Source organism: Pseudomonas sp. QD4, from assembly GCF_049199125.1.
In the GTDB taxonomy this organism is placed as follows: Bacteria; Pseudomonadota; Gammaproteobacteria; order Pseudomonadales; family Pseudomonadaceae; genus Aquipseudomonas.
The window spans coordinates 2,205,715-2,230,691 of the sequence record NZ_JBLZOM010000001.1; the positions used below are offsets into that span (position 1 = coordinate 2,205,715).

Genomic DNA, 24,977 nt, shown 5'->3' on the forward strand with positions numbered 1-24,977 from the left:
GCAAGACGCGGGCACAGCAACGGCTTGCCACGAATACAACCCGGCAAACCGCAGTCGGCGAAGAGAGTGAAAAGAGGTGTAAAACCAGAGTCGGCATGGGCGGCTAGCTTAGCGGATGTAAGCTGCCGCGCCCACCCGTGCGATCAGGCCTTGGCGACTGCCGGGGCCGATTTGCTGCGCGGCTTCAACTGCGCGCTGGCCATGGCGTCATCGGTGACGCCGGTTTCGGCGCGCATCCCGGCCGCGAGGAACGGTACCATCAGGCGCATCACCTGCTCGATCGAGGTATTGACCCCGAAATCGGTCTCGGCAATGGCCCGCAACGCCTTGATCCCGGACATGCTGAACGCCGCAGCACCGAGCATGAAGTGCACGCGCCAGAACAATTCGATGGGAGGAATACGCGGAGCCGCTTCGTTGACCAGCAACATGTAGCGGCGAAAGACCTTGCCGTACATATCTTCCAGATAACGCCGCAAGTGACCCTGGCTCTGACTGAAGGCCAGCCCCAGCAAACGCATGAAGATCGACAGGTCGTTGCCGCTGCGTGGTTGCACCACCAGCGCCTGCTCGACGAGGATTTCCAGCAGTTCTTCGAGGCTTGGCTTGTTGTCCGGCTTGGACTGGCGACGTTCGAGCTCTCGATCGAGGCTCGCGCAGAACGGCCCCAGGAAGCGTGAAAACACTGCCTGGATCAGGGCCTTTTTTGAACCGAAATGATAATTCACCGCCGCCAGGTTGACCCCGGCCTTGCTGGTGATCAGCCGCAATGAAGTCTCGGCAAAACCTTTCTCCGCGAACAACTGTTCCGCAGCATCAAGAATGCGTTCAACGGTTTCCGACTGGGCCATGACTACTCCGCCTGACAAACACTTGTTTGAAACATACGTTTCAGCCCTTGTATTGTCAAGCCTGCCGGTCCGTTTTGCGGCCGGCCAGTCAGCTATTTAATCACACCTGCAGCCCGCTGTAGCCAGCCTCGCCCGGCAAGGCCCCGCCACCCCCACGGTGACCGCCCGGCGGCAGCGGAAAAAAGGAGGATTGCCAAGTACGATTCACTGTATATAATCCCAGTCACTGTATAAAAAGACAGAGCGATCGAGATGATAAAACTGACGCCACGCCAAGCTGAGATTCTGGCCTTTATCAAACGCTGCCTTGACGACAACGGCTATCCGCCAACCCGTGCGGAAATCGCCCAGGAGCTCGGCTTCAAATCGCCCAACGCCGCCGAGGAACACCTCAAGGCCCTGGCCCGCAAGGGCGCGATCGAGATGACCCCAGGCGCCTCTCGCGGCATCCGGATCCCCGGCTTCGAAGCCAAGAATGACGACTCCACCCTACCGATCATTGGTCGTGTTGCGGCCGGCGCGCCGATTCTTGCCCAGCAGCACATTGAAGAGTCCTGCAACATCAACCCGACCTTCTTTCACCCCCGTGCCGACTACCTGCTGCGCGTCAACGGCATGAGCATGAAAGACATCGGCATTTTCGACGGTGACCTGCTTGCCGTTCACACCACTCGCGAGGCCCGTAACGGCCAGATCGTGGTGGCGCGCATCGGTGATGAGGTCACGGTAAAACGCTTCAAGCGTGAAGGCAGCAAAGTCTTCCTGATTGCCGAAAACCCTGAGTTTGCCCCCATCGAAGTCAACCTGAAAGATCAGGAACTGGTGATCGAAGGCTTGAGTGTCGGCGTGATTCGCCGCTAAAGGAGGCTTTATGCAGTTCCCACACGCACCACAGCAAACACAACTGCCACTGTTCGAAGCATTCATGATGCAGCCCCTGGCACCGCTGCTCAACGAAGTAGTCGAGACGCCCTGGAATAACGATCCGGAAGTTTTCAGTGAACTGTCGTTACGCGGTGCGGCGGGGAGCTGCCTGAGCTTGCTGGCCCCAATCCTGAGGGAGCTGAGCGAAGAGCAGGATGCACGCTGGCTGACCCTGATCGCCCCACCCTCCAGCCTGACCCAGGCCTGGTTGCGAGATGCCGGGCTCAATCGCGAGCGGATCCTACTGCTGCAGCCAAGGGGCTCGCAAAGTGCTCAACAACTGACCTGCGAGGCACTGCGCCTGGGCCGTAGCCATACCGTGGTCAGTTGGCTCAACCCGCTGAGCAGCAACGCCAAGCAGCAATTGATCAGCGCCGCGCGCACGGGTGATGCGCAGAGCCTGAATATCCGCCTGGGCTAGTAGAGAGGGGTCTCGACCCGTAGTCGTTCAAATGACACAGGGCTTCTCCAGGATTGAGAAGCCGATATAAAGCGACGAATAACCGCTGAAAAACCGACAAACGGACTCAGTGAAGAACCCGCGGCCCATCTTCCTTCTCGATTTCGCCTTCAACCAGACGTCCAGCCATCTGTACGCCGACGCTCAACATGGCTTTTGCCACTTCCACGTGCTGACCTTGCAAAAAGGCTTTGGCATCCTCGGAGAAATCCAAAGTAACCAGAGAACCCTCGTCCTCAGCTCTGCGCAGCTCGATACGGCCGTCTGGCAACTCGACAATTTCTAGAAAGGACGTTGGCATAAAGGTCTGTTCTCCACGAAAGGGCGCGATTATATCAGTCATCGCCCCCGCCCCGCTCAGGATCTTGCGTATGGGGCGCGAGAGCTTCCACCCTGGCCCCACACATCAAACCTCTAGCCGAGCCGACAGCGCAGCATGCCAGGGCCTTCAGAAATTGGGTTTGTATCCAAAACCTGCCGAGGCCTGGCTGTCGGAGAACGGAGTGATCAGCGACTTCTTCAGGGTCAGTTGATTGACCACGGAACCAGGGAACAACTGAATGGTGTTATTGAAATTCTCCACACTCAGGTTGAACAGCGTAATAGCGCCACCGATATTGCTCTCCTGCTCGGCAACCTCGCGCATCAAGTTGTTCAACAAGCCTGCAGACTTGAGATCCGGGTACGCCTCAAACGCCAGGTTCAATCCCCCCAGCAACGCTTTGGTGCCCTGATCCACCGACTTCAGCGCATCGCCATCCGCAACCGATGGCAAGCTGGTGATGGCCGTGCGCAGCCCGACTATCTTCTCCAGCAACTGACTTTCGTACTCCTGAAAACCAGCCACCTGCGGCTCTAGCACATCCAGCACCTTGATCTTCTGCCGCTCATAGGTCAGCACATCCGACCAGGCGCGTTGCACGCGGTTATAGGCACTGACGATCTTGTTGTAGTGCACATAGGCCAGGACTCCCACGGCAACCGCGATGATCAACAACAATTCCATACTTACCGCTCCATTTCATCAGTGGCTTTCAAGGCAGGCTCGAAATTATTGTCATGCAACTCTGCCAGCTCGTGCACCAACGCCAGGACTGGGAACAGACCCGGCAGTTCCAGTCCTTGTTTGATATTGGCGTAGAAGGCCGACAGGTCTTTTAGCGTCCCAGGGTCCTTGTAGGCCATGACCTCGGGATTATCGAAACTCAGGCACAGGCGGCCTTGATCGGAAAATTCCAGATTCACATTCGTCAGCCGTCGGGAAAGGTTGAGCAAGAACGCCAGGGTGGTGGGCGTCGCGAACTTCGCGCAAGCCAACTCGCTCTCGCCACTCAGGCTGAACACCCGATTGAATTCATCGGACGTAGTGTCGAACCCCTTGAGCTTGGTTCTTTTTTTATTCGAAGGATGAGTGCGCGCCTTCACACCTTTGACCCAGGGAAAATCCACCACCAGGCTGTAGCGATCAAAACCGGTATAGATCCTCTCGGTCTTGCCGTCAGAGTCGGTTTTATCGCGGGAATTCACGTAATACAGGTGGTGAAAAACAAAGGACAGCTGGTGCAGCGTCCCCTGATAGACACCTTTGGCCGAGTCCGTAATGCGGCGGCTGTCATTGCCGCGGTCATAGTCATCGAACTCTTCGCTCAATCGCTGGAAACGCTCATCGGCGGAACCGCCCGGATCGCGCAGGCCGTTACTGAGAAAGGAGCATTTGCGGGCTATTTTCTTCGGCAGATCATCAATGACATTGGCGCGGCTCATCCAGGTATACAGGCTGGCAAACCCCAGGCATCCGGTGGCAAACCACATCCAGATCACGCCCGCCATGGCCGGTATCGCCGAAACGATGGCCAGCAGCAGCAACACCAAAGGCAGAGCATGATCGAACGTCAGCCCCCCCTTGAACGACTTGAGGTTATCGATGATTTGCAACAGATCGTCATTGGACCTGGCGCGTGCGACCTCTGAGTCACTGCGCTCCAGGAGCCGGACCAACTCAGCATCATGTTTCAGAAACTGCATCACTCTTCCTTGATCAATCTGCTGGATTCAGAACTTTCTGTAGATGGCGCAGGCCTGATGGCCGGCTTCCACGAAAGGTCGGAATTGTACCAGCCATGGCCGGTCGCTCTTTCGGGTTTTTCAGGTGAGGGAGCCACGTCAAAGCCTGCGCAGGTTACAGCGCCACTTTCTTGGTGACGGCCAAAAGATGATCAAGCGGATGGTCGTGCAGCTCCGCCAACCGATGCATGCGCTCCAGTACCGGATTAAGCCCCGGTAACGCGATGCCCTCGATCATCCGCTGGCGAAACGCCGCCAGGTCACTGAGCGACCCCGGATCGGCATGGGCAAAGACTTCTGCATTATCAAAGCTCAGGCAGAGCCGGCCCTCACTGGAGAACTCCAGATTCACCTTGTTCAAAAGCCGTGATAAGTCCAACAGCAGGCTCAAGGTCGCGGGCGTGGCGAAGCTTTCGAAACGGGCCTGATCACTGCTTCGCAGCAGAAAAGCGCGATCGAATTCGTCGCAGTCGGTTTTGAAGCGCTGACCCGCCAAGGGCATTTCCAGAGGGTCGGACTGGACCGAAATCCCCTTCAACCAGGGAAACTCCAGCACCAGGCTATAGCGATCGAAGCTTTTATAGGCGGTCCTGTAACCGCTGGCGCCCCGCTCACTGACGGCGTTTACGTAAAGCAGATGGTGATACTCGAACGCCAGCGAATGGCGGGCGCCTTGGTAGACACCCTGGGCCGAGGCCACAATATGACGCCGCTCATTACCGCGCCGGTAATCACCGAATTGGCTGTCGAGCTTCGTCAGGCACCAGTCAGCACTGCTGTCTGGCTCGCTCAAGCCATTGCTGAACAGCGCACACTTGCGGGCGATACTCGCCGACAGCTCCGTCAGCGAACCAGAGAGTCCTTTCTTCACGTAGTAGCTGAAAATACAACACGCCACGGCCACCCAGACCATGCCACCCATGCCGTCCATCAACAGCGCAACGACCAGCGAAACAAAGGCCACTACCAGCAGCAGTATTGACTGCGCGTGATCAAACTCCAGCTCACCGGGGAAGACTTCAAGCCTGTCCAGCACGTCTAACAGGTCGGCCGTGGACTGGGCCCGAGTGACCCGTACCTGGCAGTCTTGCAACAATCGATTCAACGCGTGATCACGCAAGAAAAACAACATGATTCATCCTTGATCTCACCCCTGAGCGCGGATCAATCCGCGCTCGGCCTCAGCATTCGTTCAAGCCATCGCGAAAGCGAATCGCCAGGGCCTTGAGGTTCTGCCGCCAGCTTTCCAGCTCCTCCCGGCTCAACTCATCCACCGGCTCTTCTTCATCCAGGCTGACAGCCACAATCAACGGCTGGGTAACGTCGCCCTTGGGCTTGTGCGGGGCACGCGGCGGCTGGAACAGCGCGGCATGAGCCGCCAGCAGTTTCGCCAGCCAGGTTTCGCGGTTTTGCGCCAACTCGACCAACTCGGCGAGTTCGGGGATCGCAAGGCTGTCCAGCACCTCACGGGTCAGGATCAATTCCGCACGGGCTGCATTGGCCTGGGGCAAGCGATAGAACCCCGCAATCTCATGACACAGCCCCAGCAACGCACCGTACAAGTGAAACAGCACCGACTCGCGACCGGCCTGTACCAGCGCCTGGGCGTTCATCGCCCGCCCTTCCTCGGCCCGGGCCAACGCCTCAAGGGATAAGCCGGCGAAGTAAATTTTCTGATTGGTACGGGTATAGAGTTCGTGGGCCATGACGGCAGCCTCCACAACGGAAAGAAAACAGCGAGCTGGTCGCACAGTGTCGTGGATCATTCCCGCCAACCGCAAGCCAAAAGAAAGGCCGCGTAGCCCTTGAGAGCGCACGCGGCCTGTCTTCAGCACCCGGAAATGAACCCGGGCATCACCCTATCAACGCTTGTCTTCGACCTTCCATTTGCCGCCGTCGTAGAACGCTTTCCAGCCGGTAGGCTTGCCGTCCACCTCGGTCTGCACGTACTGCTCCTTGGTCTTGCGACTGTAACGGATCACCGCTGGACGACCGTCCGGGTCCTTCTGCGGTGCATCACAGAGGAAGTGGTACTTCGGATCGATCTCGTCCTTGTGCGGCAGGATCTCGATCACCAGCGGCGCACGGGTTTCGCGGTTTTTCGGGAACTGGCTGGCAGCCAGGAACAGTCCCGAAGCGCCGTCACGCAGGATGTAGGTGTCGTTGACCTTTTCGCATTTCAGCTCAGGCATCTTCACCGGGTCCATCTTCGGCGGCGCCGCGTCACCGCTTTTCAGCAGCTTGCGGGTGTTTTTGCAGGTCGGGTTGGTGCAACCGAAGAACTTGCCGAAACGGCCGGTCTTGAGTTGCATCTCGCTGCCGCACTTGTCGCATTCCAGGCTCGGGCCTTCATAACCCTTGATCCGGTAGCTGCCTTCCTCGATCTCGTAACCGGCGCAATCCGGGTTGTTACCGCAGATGTGCAGCTTGCGCTTCTCATCCAGCAGGTAGGCGTCCATCGCGGTGCTGCAGATCGGGCAACGGTGCTTGCCGCGCAGTACCAGGGATTCGGATTCACCCTCGTCATCCGCGGCAATTTCATCACCCGGCACCAGGTTCACGGTGGCCTTGCAACGCTCTTTCGGCGGCAGGCTGTAGCCCGAGCAACCGAGGAACACACCAGTAGAGGCAGTGCGGATCTGCATCGGCCGGCCGCAGGTCAGGCACGGAATATCGGTCATCACTGGCTGATTGGCACGCATGCCGCTTTCAGCGCTTTCGGCTACTTCGAGTTTCTTCTTGAAGTCGCCGTAGAACTCGTCGAGCACGCTTTTCCAGTCGCGCTCGCCCTGCGCCACGTCATCGAGGTTCTCTTCCATGCCGGCGGTAAAGCCGTAGTCCATAAGGTTGGAGAAGCTTTCCGAAAGACGCTCGGTAACGATGTCGCCCATTTTTTCCGAATAGAAACGACGGTTATGCAGCGCTACGTAGCCGCGGTCCTGAATCGTCGAAATGATCGCCGCGTAGGTCGAAGGACGACCGATACCGCGTTTTTCCATTTCCTTGACCAGGCTGGCTTCGGAGTAGCGCGCCGGCGGCTTGGTGAAGTGCTGGCTCGGATCGAGCTTGATCAGCTTGAGCACGTCGCCCTGAGCCATATCCGGCAATACATCGTCATCGCCCGGCTTGCTGATTTGCGGCATGACGCGGGTGTAACCGTCGAACTTCAGGATGCGGCCCTTGGCACGCAGCTCGAAGTCTCCAGCGGCGACGCTGACGGTGGTCGAGAGGTATTGCGCCGGCAGCATCTGGCAAGCCAGGAATTGGCGCCAGATCAGCTCGTAGAGCCGCTCAGCATCACGCTCCATGCCCGACAGCTTGCTTGGCTCGGTGTTGGCATCGGAAGGACGAATCGCTTCGTGAGCCTCTTGTGCGCCTTCCTTGCTGCTGTAGACGTTCGGGGTTTCCGGCAGGTACTTCTTGCCGAACTCACCTTCAATATAAGTACGCGCCATCGCCACGGCATCGGCCGAAAGGTTGGTCGAGTCGGTACGCATATACGTGATGTAGCCCGCTTCATACAGACGCTGGGCCATCATCATGGTTTTCTTCACCCCGAAGCCCAGGCGGTTGCTCGCGGCCTGCTGCAGGGTGGAGGTGATGAACGGCGCCGAAGGCTTGCTGCTGGTCGGCTTGTCTTCACGCTTGACGATGCTGTAGCTGGAAGCCTTGAGCTTCTCCAGCGCGGCCATGGCCTGGGCTTCATTGAGCGGCTTGAAGGCCTCGCCGTTTTCACGGGCCACATCAAAACGCACCTTGGCGCCCTTGGCTGTACCGAGGTCGGCATGGACTTCCCAGTACTCTTCCGGGTTGAACGCACGAATCTCGCGCTCACGCTCCACCACCAGCTTCACGGCTACCGACTGCACGCGACCGGCGGACAGGCCACGAGCGATCTTGGCCCACAGCAGCGGCGACACCATGTAGCCCACGACACGGTCGAGGAAACGCCGCGCCTGCTGGGCGTTGACACGATCGATGTCCAGCTCGCCCGGCTTGGAAAAGGCTTCCTGAATCGCCTTCTTGGTAATTTCGTTGAACACCACGCGCTTGTAGCGGCTGTCGTCACCACCGATGGCTTCCCGCAGGTGCCAGGCAATAGCCTCCCCTTCGCGGTCCAAGTCGGTTGCGAGATAGATGGTGTCAGCATCCTTGGCGAGCCGGCGCAGCTCTTCGATGACCTTTTCCTTGCCAGGAAGGATCTCGTACTTGGCTTTCCAGCCGTGTTCCGGATCGACACCCATGCGCGAGACCAGCTGCTTGCGCGCCTTTTCTTTAGGCGACAAGGCCGGAGCTTCGCCTGCAGCGGCCTTGCCACGCTTGGCAGGCTCCTTGGCGGCGCTCGCCGAACCGCTGGTGGGCAGGTCTCGGATATGGCCGATACTCGACTTCACCACGTATTGGTTACCCAAGTACTTGTTGATGGTCTTGGCCTTAGCCGGGGATTCCACAATGACCAGCGATTTGCCCATGGATCAGAAAATTCCTGAATTCGAGAAGAGAAAGGCGGTTGGCGCCTGACGCGGCACCGCTATATATAGTGGCAACAAGGTGAGGTCAAGCGCAGGGTACTGCGCGACCTGCGCTTATTCCTTTGAAAAAAGACTGGCTTCGGCCTGCACCAAAGCAAAGCGTGGCACCTGCTCGCCGTCAACCTCGACGGACTCCAGGAACATGCTCAAGGGACGCACCCAGAAGCCGTAATCGCCATACAGGGCTTGGTAGAACACCACTTCTTCTTCGGTTTCCGAGTGCCGCGCCACGTTGAAAACGCGGTACTGCGGCCCCTTGTAATGCTGATAGAGCCCGGGTTGTAACGGCATGCTTTGGCCCTCACACAAATCTTTTCAAAATAAAAACAAAATAAATCTTCCGAAAAACAAAAACCGGGGCACTTGGCCCCGGCTTCCATCAACGAGACGCTTAAACGCGTTCGAAGACGGTGGAGATGCCTTGGCCGAGACCAATGCACATGGTGGCCACCCCAAAGGTGCCGCCATTCTGCTTCATCACGTTCAGCAATGTGCCGGAGATACGGGCACCGGAACAACCGAACGGGTGACCCAGGGCGATCGCGCCGCCGTGCAGGTTAACCTTCTCGTTCATCTTGTCGAGTACTTTCAGATCTTTCAGCACTGGCAGGGCCTGTGCGGCGAAAGCTTCGTTGAGCTCGAAGAAGTCGATATCGTTGATGCCCAGGCCTGCACGCTTGAGTGCTTTCTGGGTCGCCGGTACTGGACCATAGCCCATGATCGCCGGGTCCACACCCGCCACGGCCATCGAGCGAATCACCGCCAGAGGCTGGATGCCCAGGTCCTGGGCACGCTGCGCCGACATCACGATCATGCACGAGGCACCATCGGTGATCTGCGACGAAGTACCAGCCGTCACGGTGCCGCCCTTGGGGTTGAACGCTGGCTTGAGTGCCGCCAGGCTTTCCAGGGTGGTTTCCGGACGAATGGTTTCGTCATAGTCGAACAGCTTCAAGAAGCCATTCTCGTCGTAGCCCTGCATCGGGATGATTTCGTCCTTGAACTTGCCTTCCACCGTCGCCTTGTGGGCGAGTTGGTGGGAGCGCACGCCGAAGGCATCCTGCTGCTCGCGGGTAATGCCGTGCATCTTGCCGAGCATTTCAGCGGTCAGGCCCATCATGCCCGAGGCTTTTGCCGCGTACAGCGACATGTGCGGGTTCGGATCGACACCGTGCATCATGCTCACGTGGCCCATATGCTCGACGCCGCCGACCACGAACACGTCACCATTACCGGTCATGATCGCTTGCGCAGCAGTGTGCAGCGCGCTCATCGACGAGCCGCAGAGGCGGCTGACAGTCTGGCCGGCAGCCGTATGCGGGATCTGGGTCATCAGCGACGCCATGCGCGCGATGTTCCAGCCCTGCTCCAGGGTCTGGTTGACGCAGCCCCAGATCACATCCTCGACTTCGTTCGGATCGACCTTGACGTTGCGTTCCAGCAGTTTGCTGATCAGGTGCGCCGACATGTCTTCGGCGCGGGTGTTGCGGTGCATGCCGCCCTTGGAGCGGCCCATCGGAGTACGACCGAAGTCGACAATCACGACGTCTCTAGGATTCAAGCTCATAAAATTTCACTCTCGCTCTAGTGTTTGGACGCTTAACCGAAGAACCGCTGGCCAGTCTTGGCCATTTCACGCAGTTTTGCGGTCGGGTGGTACAGCGCGCCCAAATCAGCGTACTGGTCGGCCAGGGCAACAAACTCTGCGACACCGATAGAGTCGATGTAGCGCAGCGCACCGCCACGGAATGGAGGGAAACCAATACCGTAGACCAGGCCCATGTCAGCTTCGGCGGCGGTTTCGACGATGCCGTCTTCCAGGCAACGCACGGTCTCCAGGCACAGCGGGATCATCATCCAGTTGATGATGTCTTCGTCAGTGACTTCACGCTGCTCGTAGACAATCGGCTTGAGCACTTCCAGCACCGACGGGTCGGCGACTTTCTTCTGCTTGCCCTTCTTGTCGGTCTCGTAGGCGTAGAAGCCCTTGCCGTTCTTCTGGCCCAGGCGCTTGGCTTCGTAGAGCACGTCGACTGCCGAGCGGCGGTCGTCTTTCATGCGGTCCGGGAAGCCTTCAGCCATCACGTCACGACCGTGGTGGCCGGTGTCGATGCCGACCACGTCCATCAGGTACGCCGGGCCCATTGGCCAGCCGAATTTTTCCATGATCTTGTCGATACGGACGAAGTCCACACCGGCGCTGACCAGCTTGGCGAAACCGCCGAAGTACGGGAACAGGACGCGGTTGACCAAAAAGCCCGGGCAGTCGTTGACCACGATCGGGTTCTTGCCCATTTTCTTGGCGTAGGCAACGGTGGTGGCAACAGCCAGCTCGCTGGACTTCTCGCCACGGATCACTTCCACCAGCGGCATCATGTGCACCGGGTTGAAGAAGTGCATGCCGACGAAGTTTTCCGGACGCTTGAGGGCCTTGGCCAGCAAGGTGATGGAAATGGTCGAGGTGTTGGACGCGAGGATGGTGTCCTCTTTGACCTTGTCTTCGACTTCAGCCAATACCGCCTGCTTGACCTTCGGGTTCTCGACAACCGCTTCGACCACCAGGTCGACGTGGCCGAAGTCACCGTAGGACAGGGTCGGACGAATGCCGTTGAGCACTTCAGCCATCTTCGCGGCGGTCATGCGGCCTTTATCAACGCGGCCTACCAGCAGCTTGGCGGCTTCTGCCAGGCCCTGCTCGATACCGTGCTCGTTGATGTCCTTCATCAGGATCGGCGTACCCTTGGATGCCGACTGATAAGCGATACCGCCACCCATGATGCCGGCGCCGAGTACGGCAGCCTGCTTCACGTCCTTGGCGATTTCGTCGTAGGCCTTGGCCTTTTTCTTCAGCTCCTGATCGTTCAGGAACAGACCGATCAGGCTCTGCGCGGCAGAGGTCTTGGCCAGTTTGACGAAGCCTGCGGCCTCGACTTCCAGGGCTTTGTCGCGACCGAAGTTCGCGGCCTTCTGGATGGTCTTGATCGCTTCAACCGGGGCCGGATAGTTCGGGCCAGCCTGGCCGGCTACGAAACCTTTGGCGGTTTCGAAAGCCATCATTTGTTCGATCGCGTTGAGCTTGAGCTTTTCCAGCTTCGGCTGACGCTTGGCCTTGTAGTCGAATTCACCGGAGATGGCACGCTTGATCAGCTCCAGCGCGGCATCCTTGAGTTTGTCCAAGGCGACGACGGCATCGACGGCGCCGACTTTCAGCGCGTCTTCAGCACGGTTTTCCTTGCCGGCGGCAATCCACTCGATGGCGTTGTCGGCACCGATGATGCGCGGCAGACGCACGGTACCGCCGAAGCCCGGGTAGATGCCCAGTTTGACTTCCGGCAGGCCGATCTTGGCGCTGGCGGCCATGACGCGGTAGTCCGCCGCCAGGCACATTTCCAGACCGCCGCCCAGCGCGATGCCATTGATCGCGGCAACGGTCGGAACGTTGAGGTCTTCGAAATCGCTGAAAATCTTGTTGGCTTCGAGGTTGCCTGCAACAAGCTCTGCATCCGGCAGCTTGAAGTTGTCGACAAATTCGGTGATGTCGGCGCCGACGATAAACACGTCCTTGCCACTGCTGACGATCACACCTTTGATCGAAGCATCTGCCTTGATGGTGTCTACCGCCTGACGCAGTTCGTTCAGGGTTAGACGGTTGAACTTGTTGACGGACTCACCCTTGAGGTCGAAATTCAATTCGACGATGCCACTTTCAAGAGCCTTAACCGTGATGGCTTTACCTTCGTAAATCATCAACTGATCTCCACGATATGGAAGCTGAACAGTACACGTCGGACGCTGACTTCTGGCTTGGCACTGACCTGAATGTCGGTGCTGATGCCAATCCGCCAGGCACACCCGCCGACGCGATAGTCGGGATTCTGCGAGAGTCGCCTGCTAATACAAACGCTCAATTCATACGCCCGTTTGATTTGGGTACGCCACATTCAGGGAAAAACCACCAATTGTCAATCGCCCAAAATGCGGTTTGAAATGCGACTTTGCGGTCACTTCAATATCATGGGCTCGCAGCAACAGGCCGGCGTATCCTCTGCCATTCATAGAATCAATAGTTAGAAAATTCGCCCTAACTGTTATGCCAGGCACCGATACACCGTCTACGCTGGCAACCACCGCAGAATAGATACCGTTGCACGTTTATCCGAGACAGGGCGTAAGATCGAGCGCACGCGAAGACCCGCACCAGCCAGTGGCGCGCTGTTTCAAGACTGAATTACCGGCCTGCCTGGCCAACCCCGGCCCGATGATGATATCGGGCTTTTTATTGCCTGCGATTTGGCCTGCGCCATTGCAGCGCCAGGCCTGCCCGGTTCAGGCCAGGGCCTTGAGCACCGAGGCGATGTCCTGCAGCACGCTCAACTCGCCGCGCTCGTTCCAGTACAGGGCGATCATCTGCTTGTCGGCCTCGATCTTGAACACGGTGGCGGGCAACTTTTCCAAATGCCCTAGCAACGCCTCATCCACGCATGCTTCACGCCACTGATTGACCCACACCCCGGGTGCGGTCTGCCAATAGCTGAAGCACAGCGGCTGGGTGCTGCGCCTTGGCCGGTGATACTGCGGACACGGGTTCGGCGGCTCCTGTCCCAGCCAGTGCGGCCACTCCTGGGGCGCCAACTGCATGGCCAGGCCGATACGCCGCGCCTCCATGCGCATGGCTATCTGGCCGCTCTGGCGGTGCGAGGGGCGCAACCATGCCAGGGGGCTCAAGACCACCGCAAGGATTGACACCACTATCCATACCGTCATATCTGTACTCCCGATTCTTGATGAGCGGGTTGCGCCACCTTTGGACCAACCCGCTTGAAACCAGCCATACTTGAAGCTATTGCAATCCTCAGGAGGTGCACCTCATGTCCTACCACCATATTCTGGTCGCTGTAGATCTAACCGAAGAGTGCGATCCTGTTATCCATCGCGCTCGCGAACTTTCGGTGAGCAACGGCGCCAAGCTGTCCCTGGTGCATATTGTCGAACCCATGGCCATGGCGTTCGGCGGCGATGTGCCGATGGACCTGTCGCAACTGCAGCAACAACAATTCGACCAGGCCAAAGAGCGTCTGGACCGACTGATCATCAAGTACCCCGAGCTGTCCAAGGAATACAGCCACCTGACCTACGGCCAGCCACGCCAAGAGATCCACCATCTGGCCAAGGAGCAGGCTTGCGACCTGATCGTGGTCGGCAGCCACGGCCGACACGGCCTGGCCCTGCTGCTGGGCTCCACCGCCAATGACGTGCTGCATGGCGCGCCTTGCGACGTACTGGCGGTGCACCTGGTCAAGCGCTAAGCCTTACGCGCCAGCCCCTACAAAAAGCCCGACATCATCGTCGGGCTTTTTGTCAGTGCTGATTCACTCAGGCATCCAGCTCGGCCCAGCGCTCGACCAACACTTCAAGGTCAGCGTTGAGCTTTTCCAAACCGGCAATCACCGCCGCTGTTTCCGTGGATGGACGCTGATAGAAACCGGCATCGGCCATCTCGGCCTCGACCGCAGCAATCTGCTGCTCCATGGCTTCAATCTCACCTGGCAGAGCTTCAAGCTCGCGCTGCAATTTGTAGCTGAGCTTTTTCTTCGCCGCCGAAGCCTCCTGAACCGGTGCCGCTTCCACCACCGGAGCCACCACCGCGGAGTTCAGCTCGGCCTTGCCCGACTTGTTCTCGGTCACGCCCAGCAGGCGCGGCGAGCCGCCCTGACGCAGCCAGTCCTGATACCCGCCGACGTATTCACGAACCTTGCCTTCGCCTTCAAAGACCAGGGTGCTGGTGACCACGTTGTCGAGGAATGCCCGGTCGTGACTGACCATCAGCACGGTGCCGTTGAAGGTCAGCAACACCTCCTCCAGCAGTTCGAGGGTTTCCACGTCGAGGTCGTTGGTGGGTTCGTCGAGGACCAGCAGGTTGGCTGGTTTGCTGAACAGTTTGGCCAGCAACAGACGTGCACGCTCACCACCCGACAGCGCCTTGACCGGCGTGCGGGCACGCTGCGGGCTGAACAGGAAGTCGCCGAGGTAGCTCAGCACATGACGGCTCTGACCATCGATATCGATAAAGTCGCGACCTTCGGCGACGTTGTCGATCACGGTCTTCTCCAGGTCCAGCTGATGGCGCAACTGGTCGAAGTAGGCCACGTCGATGCGCGTCCCCTCTTCCACTGTGCCGCTGGTCGGTTGCAGGCCGTTGAGCATCAGTTTCAGCAGCGTGGTCTTGCCGGTGCCGTTGGCGCCCAGCAGACCGATACGGTCGCCGCGCTGCAGAACCATAGAGAAGTCCTTGATCAGGAACGGGCCACCCGGGTGGGCGAAGCTCACGTTTTCCAGAACCATGACCTGCTTGCCGGACTTGTCGGCGGTATCCAGCTGGATGTTGGCTTTGCCGGTACGCTCGCGACGCTCGCTGCGCTCGACGCGCAAGGCTTTCAGGGCGCGTACACGGCCTTCGTTACGGGTGCGGCGAGCCTTGATGCCCTGGCGGATCCAGACTTCTTCCTGGGCCAGTTTCTTGTCGAACAGCGCGTTGGCGGTTTCCTCGGCGGCCAGCGAGGCCTCCTTGTGCACCAGGAAGCTGGCGTAGTCGCCGTTCCAGTCGATCAGGCCGCCACGGTCCAGTTCGAGAATTCGGGTCGCCAGGTTCTGCAGGAAGGAACGGTCGTGCGTGATGAACAGCACGGCGCCCTGGAAATCCTTGAGGGCTTCTTCCAGCCAGGCAATCGCACCGATGTCCAGGTGGTTGGTTGGTTCGTCGAGCAGCAGCAGGTCCGGCTCGGACACCAGCGCCTGAGCCAGCAGCACGCGACGACGCCAGCCGCCGGACAATTCGGCGAGGGTCTTGTCGGCCGGCAGTTGCAGGCGGCTCAGGGTGCTGTCGACCAATTGCTGCAAGCGCCAGCCATCACGGGCTTCGAGGTCTTGCTGGACATGCATCAGCTTGTCCAGGTCTTCTTCGGTGACGCAGTTCTGCGCCAGGTGATGGTATTGGGCGAGCAACGCGCCCACGCCATCCAGGCCTTCGGCGACCACGTCGAACACTGTCCGCTCGTCGGCCACCGGCAATTCTTGCGGCAGTTCGCCGATCTTGAGGCCAGGCGCGCGCCAGACGGAGCCGTCATCGGGCTTCTGATCGCCCTTGACCAGCTTCATCATGCTGGACTTGCCTGTGCCGTTTCGGCCGATGATGCACACCCGCTCACCACGGGCGATCTGCCAGGACACCTTGTCCAACAACGGCATAGCGCCGAAAGCAAGGGACACATCGCTGAATTTGAGCAGGGTCATGAGCTTCTCCAAAAACCGGGCGCGCATTCTACCTGACTTGAGACCGCAGAAGGCCGGCATTTTCAATGTCGAAGCACTCTGCATAACAAATGTTGCGAACTGATGCCGCACAGCCTGCAAAGCTTTCGTCTGCTGGCGGCAAAAGGCTAAGCTACGGACAATTCAGTGCGAGCGTGGCTTGCACTTGTCATGATTTCTCTGCACGGATGTCTCATGCGCAGTCGCCTTTTCAGTCTTTTATCGTGCTTGCTTCTTTCTGCCACCGCTGCTCAATCCGCCCAGGCCGTGGACCTCTCCACTCAACGCCAGTATTACGATGAAGCCAAGCGCGCCTTGGCCAAAGGCGATTCCGGGCCCTACATGCGCTACAGCCAGGCCCTCAGCGATTACCCGCTGGAACCCTACCTTGCCTACGACGAGCTGACTGCGCGCCTGAAAACCGCGAGCAACGCCGAAATCGAGAAATTCCTCGCCGAACATGGCGATCTGCCCCAGGCCAACTGGATGAAGTTGCGCTGGTTGCGCTGGCTGGCCGATCGCGGTGACTGGGCGACGTTCGTCAAGTACTACGACCCCAAACTCAACTTCACCGAGCTGGACTGCCTGAACGCGCAGTATCAGATCGGCCACAACCTCAAGGCCGAGGGCTACGCCAACGCAGAAAAACTCTGGCTGAGCGGCAAGAGCCAGCCGGCCGCCTGTGATGGCCTGTTCGGCGTGTGGGCCGCCGAAGGCCAGTTGACCGAACAGAAACGCTGGGAGCGCACCAAACTCGCAGCCCAGGCCCGCAACTACCCGCTGGCCAACAGCCTGGTGAACGGCCTGACCACCCTCGCCCCCCGTGGGCGCTTGCTGGTGGAAGTGGCGCAAAAGCCGGAGCTGCTCAACCAGCCCACACGCTTCACCCCTGCCGATGAGCCGATGTCCGACATCGTCAGCCTCGGTCTGCGGCGCCTGGCCCGCCAGGATCCGGACAAGGCCATGGCCCTGCTCGACGGCTACGCCAGCAGCATGCATTTCTCCCGCGATGAAAAAGTCGCCATCGCCCGTGAGATCGGCCTGACCCTGGCGCGCCGCTTCGACGGCCGCGCCCTGGACGTCATGACCAAGTACGACCCGGAGCTGCGGGACAACACCGTGTCTGAATGGCGCCTGCGCCTGCTGCTGCGCCTGGCGCGCTGGGACGACGCCTATCAACTGACCCGACGCCTGCCTCAGGACCTGGCCACCACCAACCGCTGGCGCTACTGGCAGGCCCGCAGCCTGGAACTGGCGCAGCCGCAGAATCCGCAGGCGCAGACCCTCTACAAGAACCTGGCCCGCGAGCGCGACTTCTATGGTTTCCTGGCTGCCGACCGTTCGCAATCGCCCTACTCCCTGGTCAACAAACCCCTGGTCATGAGCCAGGCGCTGATCAACAAGGTACGCAACACCCCCGGCGTGCGCCGTGCCCTGGAGTTCCACGCCCGCGGCCAGATCGTCGATGGCCGGCGCGAGTGGTACCACGTCAGCCGTCACTTCAACCGTGACGAAATGGTGGCCCAGGCCAAGCTCGCCTATGACCTTAAATGGTACTTCCCGGCCATCCGCACCATCAGCCAGGCGCAGTACTGGGATGACCTGGACATCCGCTTCCCGATGGCCCACCGCGACACCCTGGTGCGCGAAGCCAAGGTCCGCGGCCTGCATTCGAGCTGGGTGTTCGCCATCACCCGCCAGGAAAGCGCCTTCATGGACGACGCCCGCTCCGGCGTCGGCGCCAGCGGCCTGATGCAACTGATGCCCGGCACCGCCAAGGAAACCGCGCGCAAGTTCAGCATCCCCCTGGCATCACCCCAGCAAGTGCTGGACCCGGACAAGAACATCCAGCTCGGCGCCGCCTACCTGAGCCAGGTCCACAGCCAGTTCAACGGCAACCGCGTGCTCGCTTCCGCCGCCTACAACGCCGGCCCCGGCCGCGTGCGCCAGTGGCTCAAGGGCGCCGACCACCTGAGCTTCGACGTCTGGGTTGAAAGCATCCCCTTCGACGAAACCCGGCAATACGTGCAGAACGTGCTGTCGTACTCGGTGATCTACGGCCAGAAACTCAACTCGCCACAGCCGCTGGTGGATTGGCATGAGCGGTATTTCGACGATCAATAAGAGAAGCAGCGGCGAGCGGTAAGCTACAAGCCGCAAGCTCAAGCCTGAAAGCAAAATGCCCGCTTTGAGAAATGCGGGCATTTTTATATGCGCCTCAAAAACCGCTACAAGCTTGTAGCTTGCGGCTTAGAGCTGCCCCTACTCCTTCTCGCTGAACTGCAACGCCGCCAGACGTGCATAGAGAGGGTTACTGGCGATCAGTTGCTGATGAGTGCCCACCGCAACCAGCTTGCCCTGGTCCATCACCGCGATCCGGTCGGCGTTTTTGACCGTGGCCAGACGGTGGGCGATGACCAGGGTGGTGCGGTTCTGCATCAGGCTGGGCAGGGCTTGTTGAATCAGGTGCTCGCTCTGGGCGTCGAGGGCGCTGGTGGCTTCATCCAGCAGCAGGATCGGCGCGTCCACCAGCAGCGCCCGGGCGATGGCCAGGCGCTGGCGCTGGCCACCGGAAAGCCCCAGCCCACCATCCCCCAGATGGGTCTGGTAACCGTTGGGCATCTTCTCGATGAATTCATCGGCGTAGGCAATCTTCGCCGCCTCACGTACCTGCTCCAGGGTCGCCCCGGGGTTGCCGTAGCGGATGTTCTCCTCGACGCTGCCGAAAAACAGTGCCGGACTTTGTGACACCAGGGCAAAGCAGCGCCGCAAATCCTGTGGATCGAGCTGGGTCAGCGGTACGCCATCAAGCAGGATTCGCCCCTGCTGCGGGTCGTAGAAGCGCAGCAGCAAATCGTAGATGGTCGACTTGCCGGCGCCTGACGGGCCGACCAAAGCCAGGGTTTCGCCGGCATGGATCTCCAGGCTCAAGCCATCCACCGCATTGCTTTCAGGCCGTGAAGGATAGGAGAAGCGCACATTTTCCAGGGCCAGCTCACCCCGCACTCGCGGCGGCAGGGCCACCCCATCAGTGGTCGGCGGCTGGATAATGCTTTCCGAGCGCAGCAGCTCGGCAATTCGCTCGGCAGCCCCCGCCGCTCGCTGCAACTCGCCAATCACCTCGCTCAACGTGCCGAACGCACTGCCCACAATCAGGCTGTAGAACACGAACGCCGCCAGCTCGCCACCGGAAATCCGCCCGGCGATCACGTCCATGCCACCGACCCACAACATCACCCCGACCGCGCCCAACACCAGCACGATCACCAGGGTGATCAGCCAGGAACGCTGGACGATACGCTTGCGCGCGGTGTTGAACGCCTCTTCCACGGTCAGCGCAAATCGCTGCTCGTCCTGGCGCTGGTGGTTATAGGCCTGCACGGTCTTGATCTGGCCAAGGGTCTCGGACACATAGCTGCCGACATCGGCGATACGGTCCTGGCTCAAGCGCGACAGATTGCGCACCCGCCGGCCGAAAATCAGGATCGGCGCCAGCACCAGCGGCAAGGCCACCACCACGATGCTGGTGAGCTTGGGGTTGGTGATAAACAGCAGCACGATGCCGCCGATCACCATCAGCGCGTTACGCAGGAACAACGAGAGCGACGAACCGATTACCGACTGCAACAAGGTGGTGTCGGCGGTCAGCCGCGATTGGATTTCAGAGCTGCGATTACTCTCGTAAAACCCGGGATGCAGGTAGATCAGGTGGTTGAACACCTGCCGGCGAATATCTGCCACACACCGCTCGCCGATCCACGACACCAGGTAGAAACGGGCGAAAGTGCCCACGGCCAGCCCCAGCACCAGCAACAGAAACAGGCCGATGGATTGATTGAGCAAGTGTGGCGAACGGGTCATGAACCCCTGGTCCACCAGCAGCCGAATGCCCTGCCCCATGGACAAAGTGATGCCGGCAGTGACGATCAGCGCCAGCAGTGCCCCGAGGGCCTGCCAGCGGTAAGGCGCAATAAACTGACTGGCCAGGCGAATAGCCCGGCGTTGGTGCGAAGAAAGCATGACGATCATCCGATAGGTCACCAGGAGCGAGGCACTGCCAAGCCTACACCGACCCATTGGCCGGAACTTACGCGAATCACAATGAGTCAGGTTAAATATGACCGCTGACACTAGAGCCTAGAGGCTATTGATCTAATGTCCGGCTGGCACTCGCGGGGGATTTCTGGTGGAGTGAGAGCACTGCCGGGGCCCTGTAGTCCGCTGTCACAGCCCGGTCACCTGGCGGTTATAAACTAAGCACACAACCTGATGAGGAGACAGGCCATGTCCTTGCAACACAGCAGCGATGACAAGATTCAAGTGATTCGTACCCAGCCAAACCAGTCTCTAGGGTGTGCCATCATCGACGCTCAGGGTCGCGAAGTACCGATTACTGAAGACATGATCCAGAGCGCATGCCGCGAACTGGAAAAGCGACTGGTCAAGCCTGCCCAGCAAGATTGAGCCCTCGCCTCGCATTCTCTTGACCCGGCCTCGAAGCCGGGTTTTTTATGCCTGCCTTCCCTACTGCGCGGGCCTCGCGACCCGCCGCAGGCTATTCAGGCCAGGGTCGCACCCAAGGCAGTGACGATCTGCTGCAGCGCTGGCGAATCGCCCTGAATGTGCACGCTCAGGCCGTCGATCTCACGGCGTTCGGGGTAGTGTTTGCGCAGGCCGTCGAAGGCACTGCGCTGCTCGGCCGGGGTGCCGCCCAGGCTGCGCCGGAAGTCGGCGTCGTCCCGGCGCGGGTCGTACACCGCGCGGCAGACAGTCGCCAGCGCCCAGGCAGGGTCGGCATTGGCGTTGAGCCAGAGGTGCGAAACCCACGGCTGGGGCAGCAGCGTATCCAGGCTGACCTGCTCCGCCTGGCCCGAAAACCGGCAGTAGGCCTGGTAAATCTGCGCGGTGCCGCGCTGCTTGCCATCCAGGCTGTAACCGGCAATATGCGGCGTGGCCAGGACACACAGATCGGCCAGGGCCTGATCCACCCTGGGCTCCTCCTCCCACACGTCCAGCACTGCCTGCAGGTCTTCGCGCTCAAGCAGCACTTCGCGCAGGGCGTGGTTATCGACCACCGGGCCACGGGCAGCGTTGATCAGCCAGGTACCCGGCCTGAGTTGTTGCAGGCGCGCCTTATCCAGCAGGTGCCAGGTCGAGAGTTCGCCGCTGCGGGTCAAGGGCGTGTGCAGGCTGATAACGTCGCACTGCTCGATCAATTGTTCCAGGCTCACGTAGTCGCCACCTTCGGCGGCCTGGCGCACGGGGTCGCACACCAGCACATTCCAGCCCAGGCCACGCAGTACCTGGATCAGCCGCCCGCCCACCTCGCCCGCACCCACCACGCCATAGGTGCGCCCGGGCAGCGCGACGCCTTCGATTTCCGCCAGGGTCAACAGGCTGGCGAGCACGTAATCCACCACGCCACGGGCGTTGCAACCCGGCGCGCTGGACCAGTGAATACCGGCCTGGGCGAAGTACTCGAGGTCCAGGTGATCGGTGCCAATGGTGCAGGTGCCGACGAAACGCACCTTGCTGCCTTCAAGCAGGGCTTGATCGACGTTGGTCACCGAACGCACCAGCAGCACATCCGCTTCGGCAACGGTCGCACGGTCGATGGAGCGTCCTGGGAATCGGCGAATTTCACCGAAACCGGCAAAGAACTCTTCGATCAGCGGGATATTTTCGTCGGCAACAATCAGCATGGCAGGCTCCTTTCGCGGAGCCGCAGTGTAGGCGTAGTGGAGGGTCAGGGGCCAGTGCCAATACCGCCGCAGCCTGATTTCAGGCGGGCTGCAGCGCTTACAAATCCGCAACACAGGATGTTTTCCTGACCGCAGCGTCAACGCGTAGAATGTCGCGTCCTGCGCCACCCCACCTATGGACGCTTCGCCTGTGAATTCTGTCTCCGACACCCCCGCCGCCACTTCCCTCAAGCGCCCCGCCCGGGTCTATCTCGAGCTGCGCAACCTGCTTGGGCTGGCGCTGCCGATCATGATCGCGCAGCTGGCGACCACCGCCATGGGCTTTGTCGATGCGGTGATGGCCGGCCGGGTCGGGCCTCGGGACCTGGCGGCAGTGGCCCTGGGCAACTCGATCTGGATCCCGGTCTTTCTATTGATGACCGGCACCCTGCTGGCAACCACGCCCAAGGTTGCGCAACGCCACGGCGCCGGGCTGCCTGGCGAAATCGGCCCGCTGGTGCGCCAGGCCTTGTGGCTGGCGCTGGTGGTGGGGCTGATGGCGACCCTGATTCTGTTCAACGCCGAGCCGGTGCTGCACCTGATGAAGGTCGACCCCGAACTGATCGAGCCGTGCATGGGCTACCTGCGCGGCATCGCCAGCGGCCTGCCGGCAGTGGCGCTGTATCACGTCATGCGCTGCTTCAGCGACGGCCTGGGCCGCACCCGGCCGAGCATGGTCATGGGCCTGTGCGGGCTGGCGCTGAATATCCCGATCAACTACGTGTTCATCTATGGCCACTTCGGCGTGCCGGCCATGGGCGGCGTCGGCTGCGGCTGGGCAACGGCCATCGTGATGTGGGCCATGATGTTCGGCATGGCCAGTTGGACCCGCTGGGCCCCGGCCTATCGCAACATTGACCTGTTCGGTCGCTTCGACTGGCCGCAATGGACGGTGATCAAGCGTTTGTTGAGCATCGGCCTGCCCATCGGCATCGCGGTATTTGCCGAGTCGAGCATCTTCGCGGTGATTGCCCTGCTGATCGGCAGCCTTGGCGCCACCGTGGTCGCCGGGCACCAGATCGCCCTCAACGTCAGCTCCCTGGTGTTCATGATCCCCTACTCCCTGGGCATGGCCGTGACCGTGCGGGTCGGCCAGGCCCTGGGCCGCAGCGAACCACGTGAGGCGCGGTTTGCCGCCGGGGTCGGCATGGGCACGGCGCTGGCTTATGCCTGCCTCTCGGCCAGCATGATGCTGTTGCTGCGCGGACCGATTGCGAGCATCTACACCACCGACCCCATGGTGATCCATGTGGCGTCGATGCTGATTGTGTATTCGGCACTGTTCCAGTTTTCCGACGCGATCCAGGTCACCGCCGCCGGCGCCCTGCGTGGCTATCAGGACACCCGGGTGACCATGGTCCTGACCCTGTTCGCCTACTGGGGCATTGGTTTGCCGGTGGGGTATGCGCTGGGGCTGACCGACTGGTTCGGCCCCGCACGCGGCCCGAGCGGGCTCTGGGAAGGGTTGATCGTGGGCCTGAGCTGCGCGGCGCTGATGCTGTCGATCCGCCTGACCCGCAGTGCGCGCAAGCGGATCCGCATCAGCCGCTCGCTGGGTTAAGCGAGCTTCTTGCGGATCCAGTACAGATAGGTTCCGGCCTCTTCCTGCTGCGCCACCAGTTCGTGGTCGAGAAACACACAGAACTTGGGAATGTCGCGGCGGGTGGACGGGTCGGTGGCGATGACCTTGAGCAGGCCGCCAGGCGCCAGGTCGCGGATGTGCTGGTGCAGCATCATCACCGGCTCCGGGCAATTGAGGCCCGTGGCGTCGAGGGTCCCGTCAACGGGGGTATCGATGGTTGGGTTCATTACTCACTCCTGAAACTGGCCGGCATTGTCGCGCAACACCGAAACCAGGTCATCCGTAGCCATGTTTTTTCAGATGAATTGTTGCGGGCGCGACCACCAGGCCACGCCGGTTCTCAACGGGCCTTGGGCTTGCTGACATCCAGCCGGCGCAGGTGGCAGGTCACTTCCTCACGGTCGTGGTACAGCTGCTTGCACCCCACCGCCACACGAATCCCGCGGGCCTTGAAGCCCTCTTCGATGCGCTCGAGCAGGCGCTTCACTTCCGCATAACGCTGCTTCATCGGCAACTTCAGGTTGACCACAGCCTCGCGGCAATGTCCCTCGCCGATCCAGGTTTCCAGCAGGGCAGCGTTGCGCGCCGGCTTCTCGACGATGTCGCACACCATCCAGTCCACAGGCTGCTTGGGCTTGAAGGTAAAGCCGTCGGCCATCAGATGCTGGACCAGGCCGGTGTCCATCAGGCTCTCGGCCATCGGCCCGTTGTCGATGGCCGTCACCAGCATGCCGCGGTTGACCAACTGCCAGGTCCAGCCGCCGGGGGCGGCACCCAGATCGACACCGGTCATGTCGCTGTGCAGGCGCTCGTCCCATTGATCACGGGGGATGAAGTGATGCCAGGCCTCTTCCAGCTTCAGGGTCGAACGGCTGGGCGCTTCGCGCGGGAATTTCAACCGCGGAATGCCCATCGGCCACATTGCCGAATTACCGGCATCGGCCAGGCCGACAAACACCTCGCGCCCGCTTTTGAAGGTCAGCAGCAAACGTGGCCGGCCTGGGTCATCCACCAGCTTGCCAGCGGCCGTCAGGGCCTTGCGCAGCGGGCCTTCGAATTTCTTGCAGAAGTTCGACAGTTCCTTGCCGTCATTGGTGTCGACCACTTCCAGCCACAAACTGCCGCAGGTCGGGAAGCTCGCCAGATGAGCCAGGATCACGCTGATCCGGTCGCTTTCCGGCAGATCGATAAACATGCCCCGCGCCCATTGCCGAGGGAAGATCAGCTCGGCGAAGCGCAGCCCCTTCATCAAGCGCTCGGCACCGTTGTCTTCGGTGCAGACAAACTCGGCGCAGGCGGCAGCGGTCTTGGCCTTGGCATAGCCGGCCACGTTGAGGCGCGCGGCATGGTCGGCGATCTCGGAGCAGACTTCGCCTTCAAAACCTGGGCGGCAATGCATAAAGAGGGTGTTCATCGAATCTCCTGGGCAACGTCAATGAATCGCGGACTTGCCCTGTAGCAAAGCCTGTCACGAAAACCGGCGCATGATAGCCGAGTTCGGAACCTTGGACTTGT

At 60.4% G+C, this 24,977-nt stretch carries 22 protein-coding genes; 6 read left to right on the plus strand and 16 right to left on the minus strand.

What is annotated here, in order from left to right; all coding sequences use genetic code 11:
- Positions 1 to 143: 143 nt before the first annotated feature.
- On the minus strand, positions 144 to 851 hold the full coding sequence (locus ACOZJV_RS09995) for a TetR/AcrR family transcriptional regulator (RefSeq protein ID WP_078471214.1): 708 nt from the start codon (positions 849 to 851) through the stop codon (positions 144 to 146).
- A gap of 252 nt (positions 852 to 1,103) precedes the next feature.
- Here ACOZJV_RS09995 and lexA point away from each other — a divergent pair, with 252 nt between their 5' ends.
- Positions 1,104 to 1,712 carry a transcriptional repressor LexA gene (lexA, locus tag ACOZJV_RS10000; RefSeq protein WP_078471213.1) on the plus strand — a complete coding sequence of 203 codons (609 nt, stop codon included), beginning with the start codon at positions 1,104 to 1,106 and terminating at the stop codon, positions 1,710 to 1,712.
- A 10-nt stretch (positions 1,713 to 1,722) separates the two neighbouring features.
- Positions 1,723 to 2,196: an SOS-induced cell division inhibitor SulA gene (gene sulA, locus ACOZJV_RS10005; RefSeq protein ID WP_078471212.1), complete on the plus strand. Its 474-nt coding sequence runs from the start codon at positions 1,723 to 1,725 to the stop codon at positions 2,194 to 2,196.
- 106 nt (positions 2,197 to 2,302) lie between these two features.
- Here the strand turns inward: sulA and ACOZJV_RS10010 are convergent, their stop codons facing one another.
- The 10 genes from ACOZJV_RS10010 to ACOZJV_RS10055 form a co-directional block, all read right to left on the minus strand.
- Positions 2,303 to 2,536 carry a hypothetical protein gene (locus tag ACOZJV_RS10010; RefSeq protein WP_078471281.1) on the minus strand — a complete coding sequence of 78 codons (234 nt, stop codon included), beginning with the start codon at positions 2,534 to 2,536 and terminating at the stop codon, positions 2,303 to 2,305.
- Positions 2,537 to 2,683: 147 nt separating this feature from the next.
- Positions 2,684 to 3,241, minus strand: a complete 558-nt coding sequence (locus ACOZJV_RS10015; protein ID WP_421547509.1) for a LemA family protein — start codon at positions 3,239 to 3,241, stop codon at positions 2,684 to 2,686.
- A gap of 2 nt (positions 3,242 to 3,243) precedes the next feature.
- Positions 3,244 to 4,260, minus strand: a complete 1,017-nt coding sequence (locus ACOZJV_RS10020; protein ID WP_421547510.1) for a hypothetical protein — start codon at positions 4,258 to 4,260, stop codon at positions 3,244 to 3,246.
- A 154-nt stretch (positions 4,261 to 4,414) separates the two neighbouring features.
- Positions 4,415 to 5,431, minus strand: a complete 1,017-nt coding sequence (locus ACOZJV_RS10025; protein WP_421547511.1) for a hypothetical protein — start codon at positions 5,429 to 5,431, stop codon at positions 4,415 to 4,417.
- 49 nt (positions 5,432 to 5,480) lie between these two features.
- Positions 5,481 to 6,005, minus strand: coding sequence for a DUF6586 family protein (locus ACOZJV_RS10030; RefSeq protein ID WP_421547512.1), 525 nt, complete (start codon positions 6,003 to 6,005; stop codon positions 5,481 to 5,483).
- 156 nt (positions 6,006 to 6,161) lie between these two features.
- The gene (gene topA / locus ACOZJV_RS10035) at positions 6,162 to 8,771 is read right to left on the minus strand and encodes a type I DNA topoisomerase (RefSeq protein ID WP_078471207.1); all 2,610 of its coding nucleotides are present in this window, start codon (positions 8,769 to 8,771) and stop codon (positions 6,162 to 6,164) included.
- Positions 8,772 to 8,885: 114 nt separating this feature from the next.
- Positions 8,886 to 9,122 carry a DUF1653 domain-containing protein gene (locus ACOZJV_RS10040; protein WP_421547513.1) on the minus strand — a complete coding sequence of 79 codons (237 nt, stop codon included), beginning with the start codon at positions 9,120 to 9,122 and terminating at the stop codon, positions 8,886 to 8,888.
- Positions 9,123 to 9,222: 100 nt separating this feature from the next.
- Positions 9,223 to 10,398 (minus strand): acetyl-CoA C-acyltransferase FadA, encoded by a 1,176-nt coding sequence (gene fadA / locus ACOZJV_RS10045; RefSeq protein WP_008028488.1) that lies wholly within the window; start codon positions 10,396 to 10,398, stop codon positions 9,223 to 9,225.
- 32 nt (positions 10,399 to 10,430) lie between these two features.
- Positions 10,431 to 12,578: a fatty acid oxidation complex subunit alpha FadB gene (gene fadB / locus ACOZJV_RS10050; protein ID WP_421547514.1), complete on the minus strand. Its 2,148-nt coding sequence runs from the start codon at positions 12,576 to 12,578 to the stop codon at positions 10,431 to 10,433.
- 579 nt (positions 12,579 to 13,157) lie between these two features.
- Positions 13,158 to 13,595 (minus strand): hypothetical protein, encoded by a 438-nt coding sequence (locus ACOZJV_RS10055; RefSeq protein WP_201130228.1) that lies wholly within the window; start codon positions 13,593 to 13,595, stop codon positions 13,158 to 13,160.
- Between the two features lie 104 nt (positions 13,596 to 13,699).
- On the opposite strand from ACOZJV_RS10055, the gene ACOZJV_RS10060 reads away from it, so the two are divergent.
- A complete protein-coding gene (locus tag ACOZJV_RS10060) occupies positions 13,700 to 14,137 on the plus strand; it encodes a universal stress protein (protein ID WP_078471202.1) in 438 nt (145 codons plus the stop codon).
- A 67-nt stretch (positions 14,138 to 14,204) separates the two neighbouring features.
- Here ACOZJV_RS10060 and ACOZJV_RS10065 read toward each other — a convergent pair whose 3' ends face one another.
- Positions 14,205 to 16,121: an ATP-binding cassette domain-containing protein gene (locus tag ACOZJV_RS10065; RefSeq protein WP_078471201.1), complete on the minus strand. Its 1,917-nt coding sequence runs from the start codon at positions 16,119 to 16,121 to the stop codon at positions 14,205 to 14,207.
- Positions 16,122 to 16,334: 213 nt separating this feature from the next.
- Between ACOZJV_RS10065 and ACOZJV_RS10070 the strand changes: the two genes are divergently transcribed.
- Positions 16,335 to 18,263, plus strand: coding sequence for a transglycosylase SLT domain-containing protein (locus ACOZJV_RS10070; protein ID WP_078471200.1), 1,929 nt, complete (start codon positions 16,335 to 16,337; stop codon positions 18,261 to 18,263).
- A gap of 138 nt (positions 18,264 to 18,401) precedes the next feature.
- Here ACOZJV_RS10070 and ACOZJV_RS10075 read toward each other — a convergent pair whose 3' ends face one another.
- A complete protein-coding gene (locus ACOZJV_RS10075; RefSeq protein ID WP_161955747.1) occupies positions 18,402 to 20,168 on the minus strand; it encodes an ABC transporter transmembrane domain-containing protein in 1,767 nt (588 codons plus the stop codon).
- A gap of 255 nt (positions 20,169 to 20,423) precedes the next feature.
- On the opposite strand from ACOZJV_RS10075, the gene ACOZJV_RS10080 reads away from it, so the two are divergent.
- Positions 20,424 to 20,603: a PA1571 family protein gene (locus ACOZJV_RS10080; protein ID WP_078471199.1), complete on the plus strand. Its 180-nt coding sequence runs from the start codon at positions 20,424 to 20,426 to the stop codon at positions 20,601 to 20,603.
- Between the two features lie 95 nt (positions 20,604 to 20,698).
- On the opposite strand, the gene pdxB is transcribed toward ACOZJV_RS10080, so the two are convergent.
- Complete coding sequence (gene pdxB / locus ACOZJV_RS10085) at positions 20,699 to 21,841, minus strand: 4-phosphoerythronate dehydrogenase PdxB (RefSeq protein ID WP_421547515.1); 1,143 nt, start codon at positions 21,839 to 21,841, stop codon at positions 20,699 to 20,701.
- Between the two features lie 190 nt (positions 21,842 to 22,031).
- On the opposite strand from pdxB, the gene ACOZJV_RS10090 reads away from it, so the two are divergent.
- Positions 22,032 to 23,441 carry an MATE family efflux transporter gene (locus ACOZJV_RS10090; protein WP_421547516.1) on the plus strand — a complete coding sequence of 470 codons (1,410 nt, stop codon included), beginning with the start codon at positions 22,032 to 22,034 and terminating at the stop codon, positions 23,439 to 23,441.
- Here ACOZJV_RS10090 and tusA read toward each other — a convergent pair.
- Together tusA and rlmM are read right to left on the minus strand one after the other, a co-directional pair.
- Positions 23,438 to 23,689 carry a sulfurtransferase TusA gene (tusA, locus tag ACOZJV_RS10095; protein WP_078471196.1) on the minus strand — a complete coding sequence of 84 codons (252 nt, stop codon included), beginning with the start codon at positions 23,687 to 23,689 and terminating at the stop codon, positions 23,438 to 23,440. The two genes, ACOZJV_RS10090 and tusA, sit on opposite strands and share 4 nt — an antisense overlap.
- A 113-nt stretch (positions 23,690 to 23,802) precedes the next feature.
- Positions 23,803 to 24,876 (minus strand): 23S rRNA (cytidine(2498)-2'-O)-methyltransferase RlmM, encoded by a 1,074-nt coding sequence (gene rlmM / locus ACOZJV_RS10100; protein ID WP_421547517.1) that lies wholly within the window; start codon positions 24,874 to 24,876, stop codon positions 23,803 to 23,805.
- Positions 24,877 to 24,977: the final 101 nt, after the last annotated feature.

Excerpts from the sequence above, each read along its gene's own strand:
- ACOZJV_RS10080 (WP_078471199.1), top strand. The coding sequence starts at position 20,424 with ATGTCCTTGCAACACAGCAGCGATGACAAGATTCAAGTGATTCGTACC.
- fadB (WP_421547514.1), bottom strand. The coding sequence starts at position 12,578 with ATGATTTACGAAGGTAAAGCCATCACGGTTAAGGCTCTTGAAAGTGGC.
- ACOZJV_RS10020 (WP_421547510.1), bottom strand. The coding sequence starts at position 4,260 with ATGCAGTTTCTGAAACATGATGCTGAGTTGGTCCGGCTCCTGGAGCGC.
- ACOZJV_RS10075 (WP_161955747.1), bottom strand. The coding sequence starts at position 20,168 with ATGATCGTCATGCTTTCTTCGCACCAACGCCGGGCTATTCGCCTGGCC.
- ACOZJV_RS10015 (WP_421547509.1), bottom strand. The coding sequence starts at position 3,241 with ATGGAATTGTTGTTGATCATCGCGGTTGCCGTGGGAGTCCTGGCCTAT.
- ACOZJV_RS10030 (WP_421547512.1), bottom strand. The coding sequence starts at position 6,005 with ATGGCCCACGAACTCTATACCCGTACCAATCAGAAAATTTACTTCGCC.
- ACOZJV_RS10040 (WP_421547513.1), bottom strand. The coding sequence starts at position 9,122 with ATGCCGTTACAACCCGGGCTCTATCAGCATTACAAGGGGCCGCAGTAC.
- ACOZJV_RS10065 (WP_078471201.1), bottom strand. The coding sequence starts at position 16,121 with ATGACCCTGCTCAAATTCAGCGATGTGTCCCTTGCTTTCGGCGCTATG.
- ACOZJV_RS10060 (WP_078471202.1), top strand. The coding sequence starts at position 13,700 with ATGTCCTACCACCATATTCTGGTCGCTGTAGATCTAACCGAAGAGTGC.
- lexA (WP_078471213.1), top strand. The coding sequence starts at position 1,104 with ATGATAAAACTGACGCCACGCCAAGCTGAGATTCTGGCCTTTATCAAA.
- rlmM (WP_421547517.1), bottom strand. The coding sequence starts at position 24,876 with ATGAACACCCTCTTTATGCATTGCCGCCCAGGTTTTGAAGGCGAAGTC.
- ACOZJV_RS09995 (WP_078471214.1), bottom strand. The coding sequence starts at position 851 with ATGGCCCAGTCGGAAACCGTTGAACGCATTCTTGATGCTGCGGAACAG.
- fadA (WP_008028488.1), bottom strand. The coding sequence starts at position 10,398 with ATGAGCTTGAATCCTAGAGACGTCGTGATTGTCGACTTCGGTCGTACT.
- sulA (WP_078471212.1), top strand. The coding sequence starts at position 1,723 with ATGCAGTTCCCACACGCACCACAGCAAACACAACTGCCACTGTTCGAA.
- ACOZJV_RS10010 (WP_078471281.1), bottom strand. The coding sequence starts at position 2,536 with ATGCCAACGTCCTTTCTAGAAATTGTCGAGTTGCCAGACGGCCGTATC.
- pdxB (WP_421547515.1), bottom strand. The coding sequence starts at position 21,841 with ATGCTGATTGTTGCCGACGAAAATATCCCGCTGATCGAAGAGTTCTTT.
- topA (WP_078471207.1), bottom strand. The coding sequence starts at position 8,771 with ATGGGCAAATCGCTGGTCATTGTGGAATCCCCGGCTAAGGCCAAGACC.
- ACOZJV_RS10025 (WP_421547511.1), bottom strand. The coding sequence starts at position 5,431 with ATGTTGTTTTTCTTGCGTGATCACGCGTTGAATCGATTGTTGCAAGAC.
- ACOZJV_RS10070 (WP_078471200.1), top strand. The coding sequence starts at position 16,335 with ATGCGCAGTCGCCTTTTCAGTCTTTTATCGTGCTTGCTTCTTTCTGCC.
- ACOZJV_RS10055 (WP_201130228.1), bottom strand. The coding sequence starts at position 13,595 with ATGACGGTATGGATAGTGGTGTCAATCCTTGCGGTGGTCTTGAGCCCC.
- tusA (WP_078471196.1), bottom strand. The coding sequence starts at position 23,689 with ATGAACCCAACCATCGATACCCCCGTTGACGGGACCCTCGACGCCACG.